This is a genomic window from Halobium salinum (assembly GCF_026586625.1).
Taxonomy (GTDB): Archaea; Halobacteriota; Halobacteria; order Halobacteriales; family Haloferacaceae; genus Halobium; species Halobium salinum.
In genome coordinates this window covers 623,253-640,633 of the sequence record NZ_JAODIW010000006.1, presented here as the reverse complement: position 1 = coordinate 640,633, position 17,381 = coordinate 623,253, and the positions used below count along the sequence as shown (strand labels likewise).

The window sequence follows — 17,381 nt, the reverse complement described above, 5'->3', positions numbered from 1 at the left end:
GGTCCATGCGCGTTCTCGTCACCGGAGGGGCCGGGTTCATCGGCTCCAACTACGTACACCACCTCATCGAGGAGACAGAAGACGAGGTCGTCACGCTGGACGCCCTGACTTACGCGGGTTCGAAGTCGAACCTCGAAGGTGTACTCAACGACCCACGCCACGAGTTCGTCGAAGGGGACATCAGAGATAGTGAACTCGTCTCGGACCTGCTCTCACGAACTGACGCTGTCGTTAACTTCGCCGCCGAGTCGCACGTCGACCGGTCCATCGTGAGTTCCGAGCCGTTCGTCTCGACGAACGTCGGCGGCGTACAGACGCTTTTAGATGCGGCCCTCGAAACCGGAGTCGACCGCTTCGTCCAGATATCCACAGACGAGGTGTATGGGGAGATCGCCGAAGGGGAGTTCGATGAAGAGGATCCGCTGCAGCCGAGAAACCCGTACGCTGCGACGAAAGCGAGTGCAGATCTCTTGGCTCGAAGCTACTACACCACTCACGACCTACCTGTGATTGTCACACGTTCCTCGAACAACTTCGGGCCCCGTCAGCACAAAGAAAAGCTCATCCCGAAGTTCATCACGAACTCCGCGTGTGGGGACTCGCTCCCGCTCTATGGCGATGGCTCGAACGTTCGTGAGTGGACCTACGTCGAAGACAACTGTCGTGCGATAGATCTCGTACTGAAGGAGGGTCAACCGGGAGAGATATACAACGTTGGTAGCGGAGCGGAGCGATCGAACTCGGAGGTTACCGAGGCGATATTGAGGAGGGTCGGCGCGTCACAAGATTTGATCGAGTTCGTTGAGGACCGTCCGGGTCACGATCGACGGTATGCACTAAACGCCTCGAAAATCAGGCGACTCGGGTGGGAGCCGCGGTACTCGTTTGAGCAGGGCCTCGAACGTACAATTGAGTACTACGTCTCCGAGCAGAGACCGAGGTAACCCCGCAAGAGATTCGCATACCTTCGGCGGCCGACTCTATTAGGAGGCTACTTGTATATTTGCCCAACAGAGACGGTCGTGTTTAGTTAAGCGTGAAAAGTGAGGCGACGTGATTTCTTGGTGCCTATGCCAGAAATCAGCCGCCTCGTCGATCGTAGTGGCTGGATAGACATGGAGTTTGTGGAGCGAGAGCGGACACCCGAGTGGGCGATGAAGCTCGGTACTCAATCGCATGTAGCGGGTCTCTCGGTGTCGAATATCGTCTCGTTGCTCGAAAGCTTGGGTGTCGAGCGTTCTCGGAAAGCGGTTCATAACTAGGTTCAGAAGGTCGATCTATAACCAATAGATCGAAAAAGCCCGAATCACGTCGCGCTCGACGAGACAGTGATTCGGATCAATTCTCAGCAATACTGGCTGTACGCTGCCTGTGACCCAAAAAAACCCAGTAACTCCATGTCTGGCTCTCTGCAACCACGACAACCGCAACAAGGCAGATATTCCTCGCTGAACTCCGTAAGAAACACTCCGTCGAATCTACCGTGTTTCTGGTCGACGGTGCTCAGTACCCCTAGACCGCACTCTCCCGACCTCGGCTCCGATTTCATCCAGAACGACACGAAAATCGGAATAGCATCGAGGGCATCTTCCGCGAACTGAAACGTCGAACGTCGTCGTTCTCGAACTGCTTCAGCCACGTTCTCCCCGAAACCGCTGAGAACTGGCTCCAAGCGTTCGCTGCCTGGCTCGGTGCTCCAAACTAAACACGACCGACCGGAGGCAAGGATGATTAAACACACACACCGATACGCAACAGTTCGTACAGCAGCGGAACGGAGAACGTCGCTACGGCGCTCACAGGCCGTTCACACATGGACACAGCGCCCGATAGAGGGAGTATAGGCGAATAGAGGGGTCCAATTGTGGAGACAGCAGCGACAGCGAGAGACCGACGCTGACGTCGATAGGGATGGAGCGAACGTTGTAAGGGGCGTTTTGTGGCTATCGCGTGTTGACTGCCAAGTCACTCCCACGGTGGCCACCGCCGAGTAGCGCGGCACGAAACCGGGAGACGGAAGCCGTGTGTGAGAATCATTGGATCCGCGTAGAAGGCCTGTTCGATGAAACATATTGTACGAAGGCAATTCTTTTCAAGCCAGTACTGCCCGTTTACAGCTCCTCTCGAGGCAAGAGACACAAGAGCACCGTGGCTTGAGCGCATTATACCTGGCCCTCCGATTATCCTCACACTCCTCTACCGACCTGCTGAAAAGCGTTCTTCCGGGCCGGATTTCGAGTGTGGAACCTGATTGGACGTCTCACGCCAGTCGGTATCCCTTCTCCGCCGATGTGGACGTGCGATTCTGTGTGTGATACCCGTCCAAGGTTGAGGACGAGGGCAGACCGAACAGCTTGCCGCGTGCTGACCAACCTTGCGTGTGTATGTGCTCATCAAGAGTCGAGAGTCGGGGACCGGACGTCGAACGCCAGCGTAGTTGACTGAATCTTGGTGGTCGCCCGCTGCGGCGCCACACCGCGTTGCCGTTGTATACCCACAGAACTAGTGGTACAGCGCCCAATACGCGCATCAGCGGTGACCCGACACACCAGATTGCCGCTGCAATCCCTCAGAAACGGGATGTGTCGATCGATTCCGAGAATACTGCCAACGTGAACACACTAGGCTGCCCTTATGCGTAGGACCCACACCTGTCAGAATCCAGCATATCCCTCCAGTCGACGTGCCATTGCAGAGCCGCGCTCCTCGCCCGTTCAGCGTCAGGAGCGAAGGCAACGTGTGCCGAGGTCGGACTAGTAGCGGAGCCCCTCCGTGAAGACGTGCGAGGAAGGTCGCGAAAGCGAGCACTCCGTCTCTCACTTCGACGAGGCGCGAATCACCTGCCGAGCCCTTTGCTCCGAGATAGGGAGCGCTGATTTTTGCCCCCGAACAACCTGTAAAACGAGAAACTAAAAACCCGGCAGGAGTGAAGAGGGTACCGTTGGGAACAGATGAGTCCGGGTGAATCAGTAACCGGTGTCGTGGGAACGACCCGCTCGGAGCGGGTCGGGAGGTCGTGATAGCGTGGTCGGTCTCTGTGGCGTCCTCGGCTCCGACGCCGAACTCACCGACGAGGTGGTCGGGACGGTCCGTCGACACGACGACGAGGTGACGGTCGCCTACGACGACGAGCGGGTGGAACTACGGGTTTCCTCACACCCGCTTCTCGCGGGCGACCAACCCGCGACCGCCGACGGCGGCGACGTCCTCGTCTGGGTATGGGGGGACGTCTACGGGTACGGGAGCGGAGACGCTTACGCTCCCCGTCCCGGACCGTCCGGTGGGAGTGCCGAGTTCTGCGCCCGCCGGTACGAGGAGGACGGCCCCGACTTCGTCAGCGGCCTCAACGGCGAGTTCGCGCTCGTGCTGTACGACCGCGTCGACGACACCATCTCGTTCGTCACCGACCGCCTCGCCACGAAGCCCGTCTACTGGATCCGCCCCGAGTCGGAGACGGTCGTGTTCGCCTCGAATCTCAACGCCCTCCCGCACCACCCCGCGGTCGACGTCGAGTACGACCTCGACTACCTGCAGGAGTATCTCGCCCTCCGGCGCGTGTTCGGGGTCGAGACGCCGCTGGCCGGCGTCCGGGAGCGACCGCCGGCGTCGGTCACGACCGTCGACGTCGACGACTTGACGACCGAGACGACGACCTACTGGCGTCCCCGGTACGACCCCGTCGAGCAGTCGTTCTCCGCCGTGGTCGACGACCTCACGGAGACGCTCAAGCGGGTGCTCGCGGAGTGGACCGACGACGACCTGACCTACGGGCTGCTGTTGAGCGGCGGCAGCGACTCGCGGTTCGTCGAGGCCTGCATCGACCAGTCGGTCGTCGCGCTTCACACCACCGACTGGACGAGCAGGGAGACACGGGTCGCCCGGCGCGTCGCAGAGGCCGCCGGCGACGACTTTCGGCTCCTGATACGGAACGAGGACCACGAGGCTCGGGCGTTGGAGGCGACGGCCGGACTCACGGAGTACAGCGGCTGGTTCGACCAGGCGTACTTCACACCGTTCGAAGACCGGATTCGCGACGAGGTCGACGTGCTCGTCTCGGGGCTGTTCGCGGACACCCTGTTTAGCGCCGCGTCGCTCCCGCGGCGGCGGGTGTCGCTCGGGCCGCTCGGGAAGCTGACGCTCCCGTTCGAACGGCCTATTCACGACCTCGAGGACTACGTCGACACGAAGCTACTCGAGAGCCCGCCGCTCCCCTACTTCACGCCGGAACGGTCGATGCGGGAGGTCCTCTCGGCCAACCTGCACCGAACCCCCGACGGCGGCGTCGTCAGTCACGGCGTCGGATACGACTCGTTGACCGACCTTGCGATGTACGGGGACTACTACCCGCTGGGCGCGGACACCGAGGCGCTCTTCCCGCGGAGCCTCGCACAGATTAGACCGACGCGGAGCCCGTTCCTCGACAATCGACTGCTGGACCTCCAGCAACGGATTCCACGGCGATACTTCCTCCGTCGCAACCTCATCAACGCCGGGGTGAGCAGGGTCGCCCCGGAGTTGGCCAAAATTCCCCACGCCGGCACGGGCGTCCCCCTCACCTACTCGTACCCCCTCGAGTACGTCGGCACGAACCTCGTCGCCTTCTACCGGAAGCATATCGGTGACGACCCGACGCCGGCGCCACACCTCGACCACGGGCCGTGGCCGAACCGACGCGAGCTGCTTCGAACCAGGCCGTTCGCAGCCGACACGGTCGCCGGGGCGGAGCCGGTCGTCCGACGGCTCCCGTTTCTCGACTACGACGCCGTCGAACGGACCCTCCGGACGCACCGCGAGGGCGAAGACAACACGGTCGCACTCTACTCGTTGCTCACGCTCCTGTGGATGCCGCACCTCGAAATGGCTACGAGACAGGGCTCTATCGACGGCCACGGCGGTAGCGACGGGAGTGGAGGTGGGGGCGGCGCCGATGGAAGTGGAGACGTCGACGGCGACGGAAGCGGAGGCGTCGACGGCGACGGAAGCGGCCGGACCCTACGCCCGGCCGGGTCGCCGCCGCGCGACGGACCGAACTGAGCTCCCCGGCGAGTCGCCGGAGCCGTCCCTCGGCAGACGGTCAGGTGGCGCGTCGCCCAGGCGTTCGACTCGCGACTCTCGACTCCACGTTCGACTCGCGGTTCTCGGTTCTTCACTCCCGACCGAGTCGCCTGCCGACGACCCGTACGAACTCGTTTCGCACCTGTCGGAGCGCGGGCGACGGGTCGTCGAGATGGAAGTCGTCGAACTGCGGTCGTTCGACCCACGACCGGGCGATCGACGCTACCGTCCCGAGGACGGAGGGTCGCGCGACGAACGCGGAGTCCTCGCGTAGCACGCTCACGAGATGTTCCAGTTCGCCGTAGAGGTAGTGGGTACCGACGCCGACCCGGTAGTCGGGGTCGATGCGGTCCGACCGTCCGGTCGCGAGCAACCAGTACCAGTAGGGGAAGTCGGCGCCCGCCCTGACCGCCGTGGCCAGCGACTGCCACATCCGGGGGTTGATTTCGACGAGCGTGAACTCGCCCGTTTCGGCGTCCTCGACGAACTCCAGACAGGCGAGGCCGTGCCAGTCGAGCGCGTCCAGTGCGCGCCGGCCGGCGGCGTCGAGTTCGGGACTTCGGACGCTCTCGCGGTAGACGCCACCCCCGCCGGCGTAGGAGTCTTCGCGGAGCTGTCGGTGACCGAACGTCGCCAGGGCCTCGCCGCGGTCGTACAGCGCCCCGAAGACGTACTCGTCGGCGCCGGCGACGTACTCCTGGACGATGGGGACGTGACCCATCTTCTCACACAACGCGTCGACGTCGACGGACTCCCCGGCCGGGAGGTGCTTCACCGTCTTGACGATGCGGGAGTCGGTGGGGGTGAACGAGTCGACGTACTCGGCGGCGAGGAGGTTGTATCTGGACTTGACGATACGGTCCGTCTCCCACCCGGCGGCCTCGTCGAGGAGGCGGGTCTCGGGGACCGACACACCCGCGTCGCTCACGACCTCCATCAGTCGCTTGCGGTCGTGGACGGTCCGCAGGGTCTCGAACGGCGGGACGACGAGGTCGACGTGCGGGTCGAACGCGTCAGCGTGCTTCGAGAGGACGTACGGGTCCTGGGGCCGATGCGGGAGTATCGTCCGAACGTCGGGCCGTGCGGCGAGGTCGAGCAGCGCGTCCCGATAGGGGACGAGGTCGTACGACGGCGGCACCGTCACGACTTCGTCGCAGAACCGCGACGTTGTGACCGGCAGGGTCGGGTTCGCGACGGCGGCGACCGCTCGAATCCCGCGGGTCGCGAGCGACCTGACCGAGGCGTACCCGTGCGGGTACCGGGACGCCGGGACGACTGCCGCCTCTGTGTTGACGTGTGTCATCGTTCTCCGCCCCCATTCCCGACTCGACGCTGTCTCGTGGTCGTCACCGACGGAAGCGAAGGTGACCGACCACCGTCACAATACGCGGTCGTGAGCGGGTCGGGAGCCGTGGGTGTCCTGGTGTTCACAGGGCGTCCGATTAGTCGTTGCGTCCGGCCGACGACGGGATGCCGGTGTTCGTGTTCGAATCGACTGGGCAACTCACGGTCGAACCCGACCGTCCGAAGCGGGAGGTCTTTCCGCGCCGTCGTCCTTCCACCGGACGATGACCGCCCCTCGTGCCACCGTCACGTGTCCCGACTGCGACCTCGAAGAGACCTTCACGAAGCTCCGGGACGCCCGCCTCGCCGTCGACCGACACCAGCGCGAGACGGGTCACGACCCGACGTGGCGGCTCGGCCGACTCGACCCCGGCGTCGAGCGCGCCGGCGACGCGGCCACCGCCTGCGGGCGAACCCGGGAGGACTGCGGCGGAGCGCTCACCCCATTCACCGAGCGACGGGAGTAAGGGTCCTCGCGTCGCTCGGCGGTCCCCCGGCAAGCAGGGAGACCGACCACAGGGTTATCCGGCTCACTCCCCTGGAAGGCGTATGGCGGACACCAAGCAAGGCCGAGAGAAGCAGGCCCGTGACGCGGAGCGCCGCCAACGAGAGCGGGAAATCGAGGAGGAGCGCGAGCGTGCCGACGAGGCGGCGCCGGCGCCCGACGGCTCGAACCCGGTCCAGCGGGGCGAAGTCGGAGCCGAGGTGGACGACCCCGAATCGCCGCGGTCGTGTCACCGTCGCGGCTGTGACGAGCCGGCCGCGTTCCTCGTCCTCGAACGATACTTGGAGGAGACCGGGCAGGGGCCGGTCGAGGCGAGAGCGTACCTCTGTGCCGACCACACCGGCGAGGAGTGTCCGACGAACCTCGACCACGCCTACGAGGAGTACGTGTTCCGAATCGAACCGATACCCGGACACACCGCTTCGTCACCCCCGTGACCGACGGGTAACCGGCGAGGCGACGCGACCGCTCCCGGTCAGGACAACTGTGCGGTCACGTCCGTCGAGGAAACCATCCCGACCGGGTCGCCGTCGACGACCGGCAGGTGGTTGATGCCGAGGCTGGTCATCATCGCGGCGACCTCCTCCAGTAACAGGTCCGGCGGCACGGTCTCGACCGGCGTCGTCATGAGGTCGGCGACGGTCAGCGTCGCCAGCTCCCGCCCGTCGGCGATGGCGTCGAGGACGTCGGTAGCGGTGACGATGCCGGGCGGCCCGCTCGTCACCAGGAGCGCCTTGATGTCGTGCTCTCGCATCACCCGGACTGCCTCCGTGACGGTCGCGTCCTCCGGGATGGTCTCGAGTGGCGTCGACATTACCTCCTCCGCGCGAACACGGCTGTTCGGGTCCATACGCGTGCCAACGAATCGCACGCTTATCGGTGTTGCTGCTTCGTCTGCGGTTCTGGCCCCACGGACCTCCGTCAACGCTCTGGTCCCATCGACCGCCTCGGCGGCAGTCGATACGGCTCTCAGGAGTCCAGCGACGTGTCTGCGGTCCGTCGGGACGTCTCCGTCTCCGCTCCCTCGGCTCGTTCCTCGCGTCCGTCGAGTTGGTACCGAAGGTCGCTCACGTCGTTCCGGAGTTCGGCGACGGCGCGGTCCTCGGGCGTGGCGGTCCCCGTCGAACTGAACACGAGACGGGTCGTCCCGGAGTCGTCTTCCACCTCCCGCGCAGTGACGTACTCGGCGGCACGGAGCCTGTCGAGTGCGACTCGCAACCGGACCGACGCGCCGGAGTCGGGTTCGACCCCACCTTCGAACTCGGGGAGGAGTTCGGTCCGGCGGCGGAGCTGGTCACCGATGTCGGCGACGGTGCGCGCTGGCTCGGGACCACGGTCGAGCACCTCGAGCACGGCGAACTCGAGGACGCCACATCGGTCGGTCGACGGCGGGCCTTCCGGCCCCGAAGATTCGTCCATACCACGCTAGAACGTACTGAAAAATTATAAGTATTTCTACGGAACTGGTTACCCTCGACTCACCCGGGTGCCACCCACTTCCCGCTCGAACTGAGCAACGTACAACGTTCGAACCGGGTTCGCTCCCCGCTGGCCGACTCGAGGACGATGGTGAACGTCGTCCCGTCGCGGAAGAGGCGGTGGAGGGTGTCGGCGTGAGCGGCGGTCGTCAGCACGCCGTCGACCGTCGAGGCGTCCGATTCGCGACACACCGTGAGGGCGAAGTCGTCGTCGACACACTCGCCCCCGTCCCACCGGATACGAACGCGGTCGCCCTCGGCCGCACTGTAGCGCTCCATCCGTCCCGGTTCGGACGCGAACTCCCTCAACCCTCCCACAGTAGTCTACGCCCCCGACTGTTTGGAAAAGGAGAATATCGGGGGCGGTTACCGACTGGTTGCCGCGCACTTATGTGACGTGACCCGATTCACCGAATCGTCATGGACCACCGGACAGTCGGGGACGACATCGCGGAGGCAATTTCGGAACTGGAAGCGGCAATAGAGAACGACGGGTACGACGAGCTGATGGCGCGAGACCAGGCCTACCTCCACGAGGCGCTCCACTACCTCACGCTCGTGCAGCGCGGGCCGGAACCCGGAGCGGACGAAGCCGAGGCGTAGACACTTCGGTCGCGGGTCACGGGGACCGGTGTGGGGGTTGTGAGGGGACTGCCTCTCGGGGCAGGTCGGCGAGTACGGCGAGCACAGCGAGCATCGGCGCGACGGGCGCGACGCGTGTGACCGGTGACCGGCCGGCCCTCGACGACTTCTATTAAAATATAGAAATATATACAAGAAATAATTAAAGTGATTGAGATATTATACTCTCTGTAGGAAGATATTTATGAATCGTGATTAGTCGGTCTGTCGATGGCACGCGAGCGAACTCCGATCGGGCGGCGAAGCGTTCTCAAGAGTATGGCAGTTGCGGCGGCGGGAGCGGCGGTCGTCGCCGAGCCCGCGACACCGGCGAGTCCGGACAGCCCGGCGTTCGGTGCGGGCGGGTTCGGCGAGGGGACGTACCCGGGCGACGGGGGGTCGGGAGACGACGACTCCGGAAGCGACGACGGTTCCGGTCGCGACCCGACCGAGAAGGGGATGTCCGTCGTCGGGAGCGGTAACTGGACGGCGTACGAGTTCACGACCTCCGGCAGCATCACCCCTGGCGACAACGTCGAAGCCGACGATAGCAGCTCCGACAGCCGAGCGACGGGAACCGTTGAGTACATGTCCGACAACTACTCCTTCGAGGGAGAGATGACCTCGTTCACCGTCGTCGCCGGCGACCCAGACGTCGACATCTGGATTCAGGGCGAGAAGTACGCGCCCTCGGACTTCCCGTCCGACACCGCGAGCGACCTCCCGGAGCGACGGATGTCCGTCGTCGGGAGCGGCAACTGGTCGGCGTACGAGTTCACTGCGGAGGGCCGAATCACCTCGGGCGACAACGTCGAAGACGACGACAGCGTCACCAGCGAACGCGCGAAAGGGAACGTCGAGTACATGTCCGACAACTACACGTTCGAAGGGGACATGACCTCGTTCACCGTCGTCGCCGGCGACCCGGACGTCGACATCTGGATCGAAGGCCGGAAGTACGCACCCTCGGACTTCCCCTCCGACCCGTCCGGCGAGCTCCCGGAGCGGGAGATGTCCGTTGTCGGGACGGGGAACCCGACCGAGTACGAGTTCACGGCCGAAGGAGCGGTCACTCCCGCCGACAACGTCGAGAGCGACGACAGCGTCTCCAGCGGACGGGCCGAGGGGAGCGTCGAGTACATGTCCGACAACTACACCCTCGAGGGCGACATGACCTCGTTCACCGTCGTCTCGGGCGACCCAGACGTCGCCATCTGGATCGAGGGGCGGAAGTACGCACCCTCGGACTTTTAGGCGTTGTCACTGATTCGCAGTACTCACGTACTTCGGCATCTCTGACGGACCACTTCTCGTCTCCCTGTCGGCCTCCTCGACGCCACCACGGGGCGGTGGATGCGGTTCTCACATCGGTGCCGCCGTGGCCGACTATTCGGTAAGATACCGCGACTATCGGAGACAATCCACGGCGACGTACCTCTCGTTCTCCGGCATTCCCGCTTTCCGCTCTCCAGCCCAGTGTCCATCGTCACGGTGAGGGCGGCGATAATCGAGGCGAAAGAGACTTATCGGTCTATCTTCGTGTCGAAATCATGCAAGCCGTCGTCCTGGCCGCCGGGGAAGGGACCCGACTCCGACCGCTCACCGAGGAGAAACCGAAGGGGCTGGTCGAAGTCGACGGACAGCCCATCCTCACCCACTGCTTCGAACAGCTCGCCGAACTCGGCGCCGACGAGTTCGTCGTCGTCGTCGGCTACTTGAAAGAGCACATCATCGAGCACTACGGCGACGAGTTCGAGGGTGTCCCCATCACGTACGCTCACCAGCGCGACCAGAAGGGGCTCGCACACGCGCTGCTCACCGTCGAAGACCACGTCGACGACGACTTCATGCTGATGCTCGGCGACAACGTCTTCTCGGCGAACCTCGGCGACGTGGTGCGGCGCCAGCGGGAGGACCGCGCGGACGCGGCGTTCCTCGTCGAGGAGGTTCCCTACGAGGAAGCCGGCCGTTACGGCGTCTGTGATACCAACAACTACGGAGAGATAACCGGAGTCATCGAGAAACCGGAGGACCCGCCGTCGAACCTCGTGATGACCGGATTCTACACCTTCACGCCCGCTATCTTCCACGCCTGTCACCTCGTCCAGCCCTCGAACCGGGGCGAGTACGAGATTAGCGAGGCCATCGACCTGCTCATCGAGAGCGGTCGGACCATCGACGCCATCCGCCTCGACGGCTGGCGGATGGACATCGGCTACCCCGAGGACCGCGACGAGGCCGAGGAGCGCCTCCGGGAGGAGACACCCGCGTCGAGCGCGTAGCGACGTGGACTCCGCTCTCGGTTCGATGCGACGGAATTGAGTCACAGACCCGTTCTCGTCGGTGTATGCGAGTTCTCGTCACCGGCGGTGCGGGTTTTATCGGCGGCTACGTCGCGGCGACGTTCGCCCGTGACGGTCACGACGTCGTGCTCGACGGTTTCGAGCCGTACTGCGACCTCGGTATCGAGAAATACGACTTCGACGCGGTGTACCACCAGGCCGCGCAGGCCGGGGGCAGGACGCGCGTCGAGAGTCCGACGGGGTGAACGACCTCGCCGTTCTTGGAAACGGGGTGCGTACGTCGAGTCGAACGACCGTGACAACCACGTGCGACTGCGCGTCGACGACCACCCCCCGAACCGGCTTCCCGGGAGACCGCCGATGCTGATGGTCGACGGTACGGCGGGCGGCGGCCAACTCCTCCGAACGGCGCTGAGCCTCGCGGCCGTCACCGGCGACCCCTTCGAGATGACCGGCGTCCGCGCCGAGCGTCCCGAACCGGGGCTCAAGCCCCAGCACCTCGCGGCCGTCGAGACCCTCGCCGACCTCACGGACGCCGAAGTCGACGGAGCCGAAGTCGGCTCGACCGAGGTGACCTTCGACCCGGGCCCGATACGGGGCGGCGCGTTCGAGGCGTCGATGGGCACCGCCGGGAGCCTCACCCTCCTGTTCGACGCGGCGCTCCCCGCCGCCGTCCGTCTCGACGAACCCCTCACCCTTCACGCGACCGGCGGCACCGACGTGAAGTGGTCGCCGCCGGTCGAGTCCCTCCGCTCGGTGAAGCTGCCACTCCTCGGGCGATACGGTCTCGACGCCGGCGTCGACCTCCACCGGACGGGGTACTACCCGGCCGGTGGCGGCGCGGCGACACTCCGACTCGAACCCTCGGACGGCCGCCCGCTCGAGTTGGTCGACCGGGGCGACCTCGACCGCGTCGAGGTGGTCTCGAAGGCGAGCGAGGAACTCGAAGGGGCCGAGGTGGCCGACCGACAGGCCGCCCGCGCCGAGGAGCGCCTGGTCGACGCCGGCCTCCCGGTCGAGGTGCGCAGCCCCGAGTACGTTCCCACGAAGTCGACCGGCTCTACGCTCGTCCTGCGCGGCGTCTACGACGGCTCGCTCGTCGGCGTCGACGAACTCGGCGAGCGCGGACGCCCCTCCGAGACCGTCGCCGACCGGGCCGTCGACCGCTTCCTGTCGCTACACGCCTCGGGTGCCCCCGTCGACGAGCACGTGGCCGACCAACTGCTCGTCTTCCTGGCGCTGTGGGGCGGGCAGGTGTCGATTCCGCGGGTCACGGCCCACGTCGAGTCGAACCTCGACGTGCTGGCGGCGTTCGGCTGTGAGGTGGAACTCGACGACAGTGGTGAGCAACTGCTGTTGGCAGTATCGCCGCATCGAACGGTCGAATAACCGCGTTCTCGTCCTCACGCGGCACCGTCTGAACGACTGCCCAACTAACGGAGAGGCTCAACGACCCGTCAGTAACGGTGATATGAAATCTACGTTTGTGACTCTACTGATAATTATATATCTCTCCATCGAATGGATTTTTAACACTGTGAGCTATCGTGGTATCAATGCGTGAGCGAAGCCGAGACATACTCTTGCTCTGTGGCTTACTGATTCCACTGATGACGGTTGCAGTTGAACTCGGCTCACGACCGGTTAACGTCTGGTGGCAGTCCAACTTACTGTTTCAACAAGGAGACCCGTTCAATATCGTCACACGTTCGACCCGGGTCGCAGACACTGGAGACATATACACCGTTGACCCGCCACTTCGATACGTTCCACTCGCAGTCGTGCACGCTCTTACACCGGGACTATCGAACAGCGTCTCGACCCATTTGTACACGACCATCGTAAGTTACGTTGTCCTCCCTGCTACAGTGGCGGCGTTCTTTTACGCAGTCGGCGGACTTCGGAGCGCAGTGTTCACTCTACTGGGATTTATGTCTTGGAGAGCGGTGGGTGTCGGTCGAATCGGCTACCACACCGGTTGGTGGCACTACGATCACACCTTACCGTTCGTATTCCTTGCACTTCTCGCCGCCCACGAAGCCTTAGTTTGGGACACCAAGTCAGGCAGCTACGCTCTGGCGGCGGCGACAGGGCTCGTAATTGGTGTCTCGGGCCTGAACCAGTACATCATGGGGGCGCTTACGGCTCTGATCGTCGTCATTGCATGTCTCTGGAAGCGGCGGCACATTGAGTTGGCAATCTGCGGAACAGTCGGAAGTGCTGTTGGTTCAATCTTTTTGTTCGCCCCCCCAAAGACGTTCAGTTTCGTCGCAGAGAAAGCAACTGGAACGCGACTCGGAGTCGGTGCAGAGTGGTCTCTGGAAACAATCGGGGGTGGATTCCTCAGTCTATTCACCACTGCTGGCTACCTGTTTCCGTTCGTACTCATCTTGCTCGTGATCGGAACAATGTGGCACCTTGACTCGGACGTCTCGCGGAGCACCATCTTAACTGCTTCACTCCTTGTTCTCGCCCCTTTCTGGCTCATCACGACGGTTGTAGTCCCCCTCAGATGGCTCTCGATGCTCGCTCAGTATATCCTTCAGTATCTCTTGCTCGGATGTGTGATGATAGCTCTCTCCGAAACGCTAAGTGGTGTCTCGAATCGATACTGGCATCGAACAAACCAGTTGCTGTTCGAGCGGAAAGACAGGACAACAGGAGGGATATGGACTGTACTCATCGCAGCCCTCACAGTCGCCCTAATCACCGTCGTACCGGTAACGACGCCGTGATTTAGCAGGACAGACCTGTCGGTAAACGGAATCTCAACATACGTCGTTCGTCTGAAATCTATACGTAAACGAACGGAGAACGCGACGAAGCTCGCGCTGGTCCTCTACAGCGGGCTGAGAAGTCCGGGAAGAGCCTCAATGCTCATAGATTGGGCCACCAGTTCTGTGGTCCCCTCTCGACGAATCCGAATTGGTTAGCCGCTCGAGGTCAAACGCACACAATTCACTCCACGGTGACGCTCTTCGCGAGGTTCCGCGGCTTGTCGATGGGTCGTCCGAGTCGGTCGGCGACGTGGTAGGCCAGTAGCTGGAACTGGAGGTTCGCGAGGATGGGCACCGTCGCCGGGTGGCTCTCGGGAATCTCGAGGACGCGGTCGGCGTAGCCGGCGACCTCCTGACTCCCGTCGGAGACGACGACGACCGGCGCGTCCCGAGCCTCCACCTCCTTGACGTTCGCGAGGGTCTTACGCGCCAGCGCGCCGTCGCCGGCGACGACCGCGAACACCGGCGTCCGGCCGGTGACGAGCGCGAGCGGCCCGTGTTTGAGTTCGCCGGCTGCGAACCCTTCCGCGTGCTCGTAGGTTATCTCCTTGAACTTCAGCGCCCCTTCGAGGGCGACGGGGTAGTGGAGGCCCCGCCCGATGAAGAAGTAGGCGTCCATCCCGTCGAACTCCTCCGCTACCTCGGCGGCCCGGGACTCGTCCAACACCTGCTGGGCGAGGTCCGGCAGGTCCCGAAGCGCGGTGACGAGGTCGGGGTCGGCCCCCTCCGCGTCCGCGAGATGCTCGGCGAGCACCGCGAGGCCGACCAGTTGGGTCGAGAACGTCTTGGTGGCGGCGACGCCGATTTCGGGGCCGGCCCGCAGGAGGAACGTCCGGTCGCACTCGCGGGCGGCCGAGGAGCCGACGACGTTCGTCATCGCGAGCGTCCGCGCGCCGCGGTCGTCGGCGATGCGGAGCGCGGAGAGGGTGTCCGCGGTCTCCCCGCTCTGGGTGACGCCGACGACGAGCGTCTCCGACGTGACGGGACAGGGGGTCATCGCGTACTCGCTTGCGAGGTAGGCGTCGGCCTGCACGCCGGCCGCCCTGAGCAGCGACGCGCCGTACAGCGCCGCGTGGTACGACGTGCCACAGGCGACGAACTGCACGCGGTCGGGTCTGTCGAGACCGTCGAGTCCCTCGTCGCCGACCGTGCCCGCCAACTCGTCCACCCTCCCGCGAGTGCACTGTCTGAGCGACAGCGGCTGTTCGTTGATCTCCTTCAGCATGTAGTGGTCGTAGCCGCTCTTGCCGGTCTGCTCCGCGGTCCAGTCGACGGTTCGGACCTCGGGGTCGACGCGCTCGCCGGTCGCGTCGGTGACCCGCCAGCCCGAGGGCCGGAGCACGGCGAACTGGTCGTCCTCGATGTAGACGACCTCGCGAGTGTGTTCGACCAGCGCGGTCACGTCGCTCGCGAGGTAGTTCTCGTCGGCGCCGACGCCGAGCACGAGCGGGGAGTGACGCCTCGCGGCGAACACGGCGTCCTCGCCCGCGACGACGGCCGCGATGGCGTAACTCCCCTCCAGGCGGGACACGGTGCGTCTGAACGCCGCCTCGGGGTCGTCACCTTCCGTCAGGTAGCGTGCGAACAGGTGCGGCACCACCTCGGTGTCGGTGTCGCTCGTGAGCGGGACGCCCGCCTCCGTCAGCTCGTCGCGGAGGGCGGCGTAGTTCTCGATGATGCCGTTGTGGACGACCGCGACCCGACCGGTCTCATCGGTGTGCGGGTGGGCGTTGCGCGTCGCCGGCGGGCCGTGTGTCGACCAGCGCGTGTGGCCGATTCCGGTGCCGCCGGGGAACGAACGGTCCTCGACGGCGTCCTTCAGCGCCTGCAGTTCGCCCTCGCGCTTCGCCACGTCGAGGGGACCGCCGACGCCGGTGACGGCGATGCCGGCCGAGTCGTAGCCGCGGTACTCGAGCTGTGAGAGCCCCGAGAGCAGCACCTCCTTCGCGTCGCCGTCCCGACCGACGCAGCCGACGATGCCACACATCAGTTGCTCACCCGCCCGTGGGCCTCGACCTGTCCTCTGACGACGGTGCCGGGGTCGACGCGGGCGTCGGGGCCGACGAGCGCCCCCGGCAGTACGGTGGCGCCGCCGCCGACGTGGACGCGGTCGGCCAACACCCCGCCGAGCCGACAGTCCTCGTGGACGGTCGTGCCGATGCGCACGTCGGCCGCGCCCCCGGGGAGGGTGACGCCGGGGCCGACGTGGACCCCCTGACCGACGACGGCGTCGACGACCGTCGCGTTCTCGCCGATGCGGGCGTCGACGTCCACGACGGAGCCCCGGACGACCGCGCCCGCTCGGACCGTCGTGTTCCGGCCCAGCGCGACGTTGGGGCCGACGACGGCTCCCGGCCCGACGACACAGTCGTCGGCGACGTCGACCGGACCGACGAGCGTGGCGTCCTCGTGGACCGACGCCGTCGGCGAGACGCGAACTCGCCGCCGGCCGCGCCCGTTCCGTTCCTCGCGCCGGTCCCGCGGGCCTCGACCGTCGCGACCGGAGCGCTCCGTGACGGAGCCTCCGCCGTTCGGTATCGCCTCCGTCAGGATGTCGTCGTTTCGCAGTACCGTCCTCGCGAGCGAGAGGAGGTCCCAGGGGTAGACGGCGTCGCGCCACACCCCGTCGGTGTGGACCCCCCGGACCGACCGCTCCTCGGCGGCGAGCCAGGCGATGGTCCGGGTGAGCGAGAGCTCCCCCTCCTCGCGCGGCGTGCGCTCGATCTCCTCGAAGAACGAGCGGTCGAACGCGTACACGCCGGCGTTGAGGAGGTGGTGGTCCTCACCACCGGGGCGTTCGTGGAGTTCGACGACGCGGTCCCCGTCGAGGCGGACCGCGCCGTAGTCGGGTGCGGCGTCGCTCTCGACGACCGCGAGGGTCGCGACGTCCTCGGAGGTGTGCGCCGCAACCACGTCGCGGACGATAGCCGTGCTCACGACCTGGTCCCCGTTGACGACGAGACACTCCGTCTCGACGGCGTCGGCCGCCTGCAGGAGCGCGTGACCGCTCCCCAACTGCTTTCGCTGGTCGTGGTAGGTGACCGGCCGCCCGCGGTAGGTCGACCCGACGTGGTTCTGGATGCGGTCGCGCCCGTAGCCGACGACGAGGTGGAGGTCGGAGACGCCCGCCTCGAGCAGCGCGTCGAGGACGTACTCGAGGATGGGACGCGTTCCCGCCGGGAGCATCGGCTTCGGACGGTGTTCGGTCAGCGGTCGGAGCCGCTTCCCCTCGCCCGCGGCGAGCACCACGGCCGTGTCGACAGTCATGGGGAGTGGATTCACTTCACCGTACTAAATC

15 protein-coding genes and 2 pseudogenes are annotated in these 17,381 nt (G+C 65.1%); 10 read left to right on the top strand and 7 right to left on the bottom strand.

The genetic code is table 11. From position 1 onward, the window contains the following. Positions 1-5 precede the first annotated feature (5 nt). Positions 6-944, top strand: coding sequence for a dTDP-glucose 4,6-dehydratase (rfbB, locus tag N5095_RS06640; RefSeq protein WP_267621968.1), 939 nt, complete (start codon positions 6-8; stop codon positions 942-944). 534 nt (positions 945-1,478) lie between these two features. On the opposite strand, the pseudogene N5095_RS22525 reads toward rfbB, so the two are convergent. Further along, positions 1,479-1,556 (bottom strand): annotated as a pseudogene (locus N5095_RS22525) (hypothetical protein); the annotation flags it as partial. Between the two features lie 1,468 nt (positions 1,557-3,024). On the opposite strand from N5095_RS22525, the gene N5095_RS06630 reads away from it, so the two are divergent. Further along, complete coding sequence (locus tag N5095_RS06630; RefSeq protein ID WP_267621967.1) at positions 3,025-5,034, top strand: asparagine synthase-related protein; 2,010 nt, start codon at positions 3,025-3,027, stop codon at positions 5,032-5,034. Between the two features lie 112 nt (positions 5,035-5,146). Here the strand turns inward: N5095_RS06630 and N5095_RS06625 are convergent, their stop codons facing one another. Next, positions 5,147-6,358 (bottom strand): carboxylate--amine ligase, encoded by a 1,212-nt coding sequence (locus N5095_RS06625; protein ID WP_267621965.1) that lies wholly within the window; start codon positions 6,356-6,358, stop codon positions 5,147-5,149. Positions 6,359-6,623: 265 nt separating this feature from the next. Between N5095_RS06625 and N5095_RS06620 the strand changes: the two genes are divergently transcribed. Further along, positions 6,624-6,866, top strand: a complete 243-nt coding sequence (locus tag N5095_RS06620) for a DUF7542 family protein (RefSeq protein WP_267621964.1) — start codon at positions 6,624-6,626, stop codon at positions 6,864-6,866. Between the two features lie 82 nt (positions 6,867-6,948). Then, positions 6,949-7,341, top strand: coding sequence for a hypothetical protein (locus N5095_RS06615; protein ID WP_267621963.1), 393 nt, complete (start codon positions 6,949-6,951; stop codon positions 7,339-7,341). Positions 7,342-7,379: 38 nt separating this feature from the next. Here N5095_RS06615 and N5095_RS06610 read toward each other — a convergent pair whose 3' ends face one another. The 3 genes from N5095_RS06610 to N5095_RS06600 all read right to left on the bottom strand — a co-directional run bounded on the left by N5095_RS06610 (position 7,380) and on the right by N5095_RS06600 (position 8,661). Next, entirely contained in the window at positions 7,380-7,718 is a 339-nt protein-coding gene (locus tag N5095_RS06610) for a CBS domain-containing protein (RefSeq protein ID WP_267621962.1), read from the bottom strand. Positions 7,719-7,873: 155 nt separating this feature from the next. After that, a complete protein-coding gene (locus N5095_RS06605; protein ID WP_267621960.1) occupies positions 7,874-8,323 on the bottom strand; it encodes a hypothetical protein in 450 nt (149 codons plus the stop codon). Positions 8,324-8,382: 59 nt separating this feature from the next. Further along, entirely contained in the window at positions 8,383-8,661 is a 279-nt protein-coding gene (locus N5095_RS06600) for a hypothetical protein (RefSeq protein ID WP_267621958.1), read from the bottom strand. A gap of 141 nt (positions 8,662-8,802) precedes the next feature. Here N5095_RS06600 and N5095_RS06595 point away from each other — a divergent pair, with 141 nt between their 5' ends. From N5095_RS06595 to N5095_RS06570, 6 genes and pseudogenes are all read left to right on the top strand, one after another. Next, positions 8,803-8,985: a hypothetical protein gene (locus N5095_RS06595; RefSeq protein WP_267621957.1), complete on the top strand. Its 183-nt coding sequence runs from the start codon at positions 8,803-8,805 to the stop codon at positions 8,983-8,985. A gap of 297 nt (positions 8,986-9,282) precedes the next feature. After that, positions 9,283-10,257 (top strand): hypothetical protein, encoded by a 975-nt coding sequence (locus tag N5095_RS06590; RefSeq protein ID WP_267621956.1) that lies wholly within the window; start codon positions 9,283-9,285, stop codon positions 10,255-10,257. Between the two features lie 296 nt (positions 10,258-10,553). Then, positions 10,554-11,285, top strand: a complete 732-nt coding sequence (gene aglF, locus N5095_RS06585) for a UTP--glucose-1-phosphate uridylyltransferase AglF (RefSeq protein WP_267621955.1) — start codon at positions 10,554-10,556, stop codon at positions 11,283-11,285. A gap of 65 nt (positions 11,286-11,350) precedes the next feature. After that, positions 11,351-11,542, top strand: a pseudogene (locus N5095_RS06580) (NAD-dependent epimerase/dehydratase family protein); the annotation flags it as partial. A 130-nt stretch (positions 11,543-11,672) separates the two neighbouring features. Then, entirely contained in the window at positions 11,673-12,695 is a 1,023-nt protein-coding gene (gene rtcA, locus N5095_RS06575; RefSeq protein WP_267621953.1) for an RNA 3'-terminal phosphate cyclase, read from the top strand. A 221-nt stretch (positions 12,696-12,916) separates the two neighbouring features. Next, positions 12,917-14,041, top strand: a complete 1,125-nt coding sequence (locus N5095_RS06570) for a hypothetical protein (RefSeq protein ID WP_267621952.1) — start codon at positions 12,917-12,919, stop codon at positions 14,039-14,041. A gap of 223 nt (positions 14,042-14,264) precedes the next feature. Here N5095_RS06570 and glmS read toward each other — a convergent pair whose 3' ends face one another. Then, complete coding sequence (gene glmS, locus N5095_RS06565; protein ID WP_267621951.1) at positions 14,265-16,070, bottom strand: glutamine--fructose-6-phosphate transaminase (isomerizing); 1,806 nt, start codon at positions 16,068-16,070, stop codon at positions 14,265-14,267. Then, positions 16,070-17,350: a sugar phosphate nucleotidyltransferase gene (locus N5095_RS06560; protein ID WP_267621950.1), complete on the bottom strand. Its 1,281-nt coding sequence runs from the start codon at positions 17,348-17,350 to the stop codon at positions 16,070-16,072. The genes glmS and N5095_RS06560 overlap by 1 nt, the downstream gene beginning before the upstream one ends. Positions 17,351-17,381: the final 31 nt, after the last annotated feature.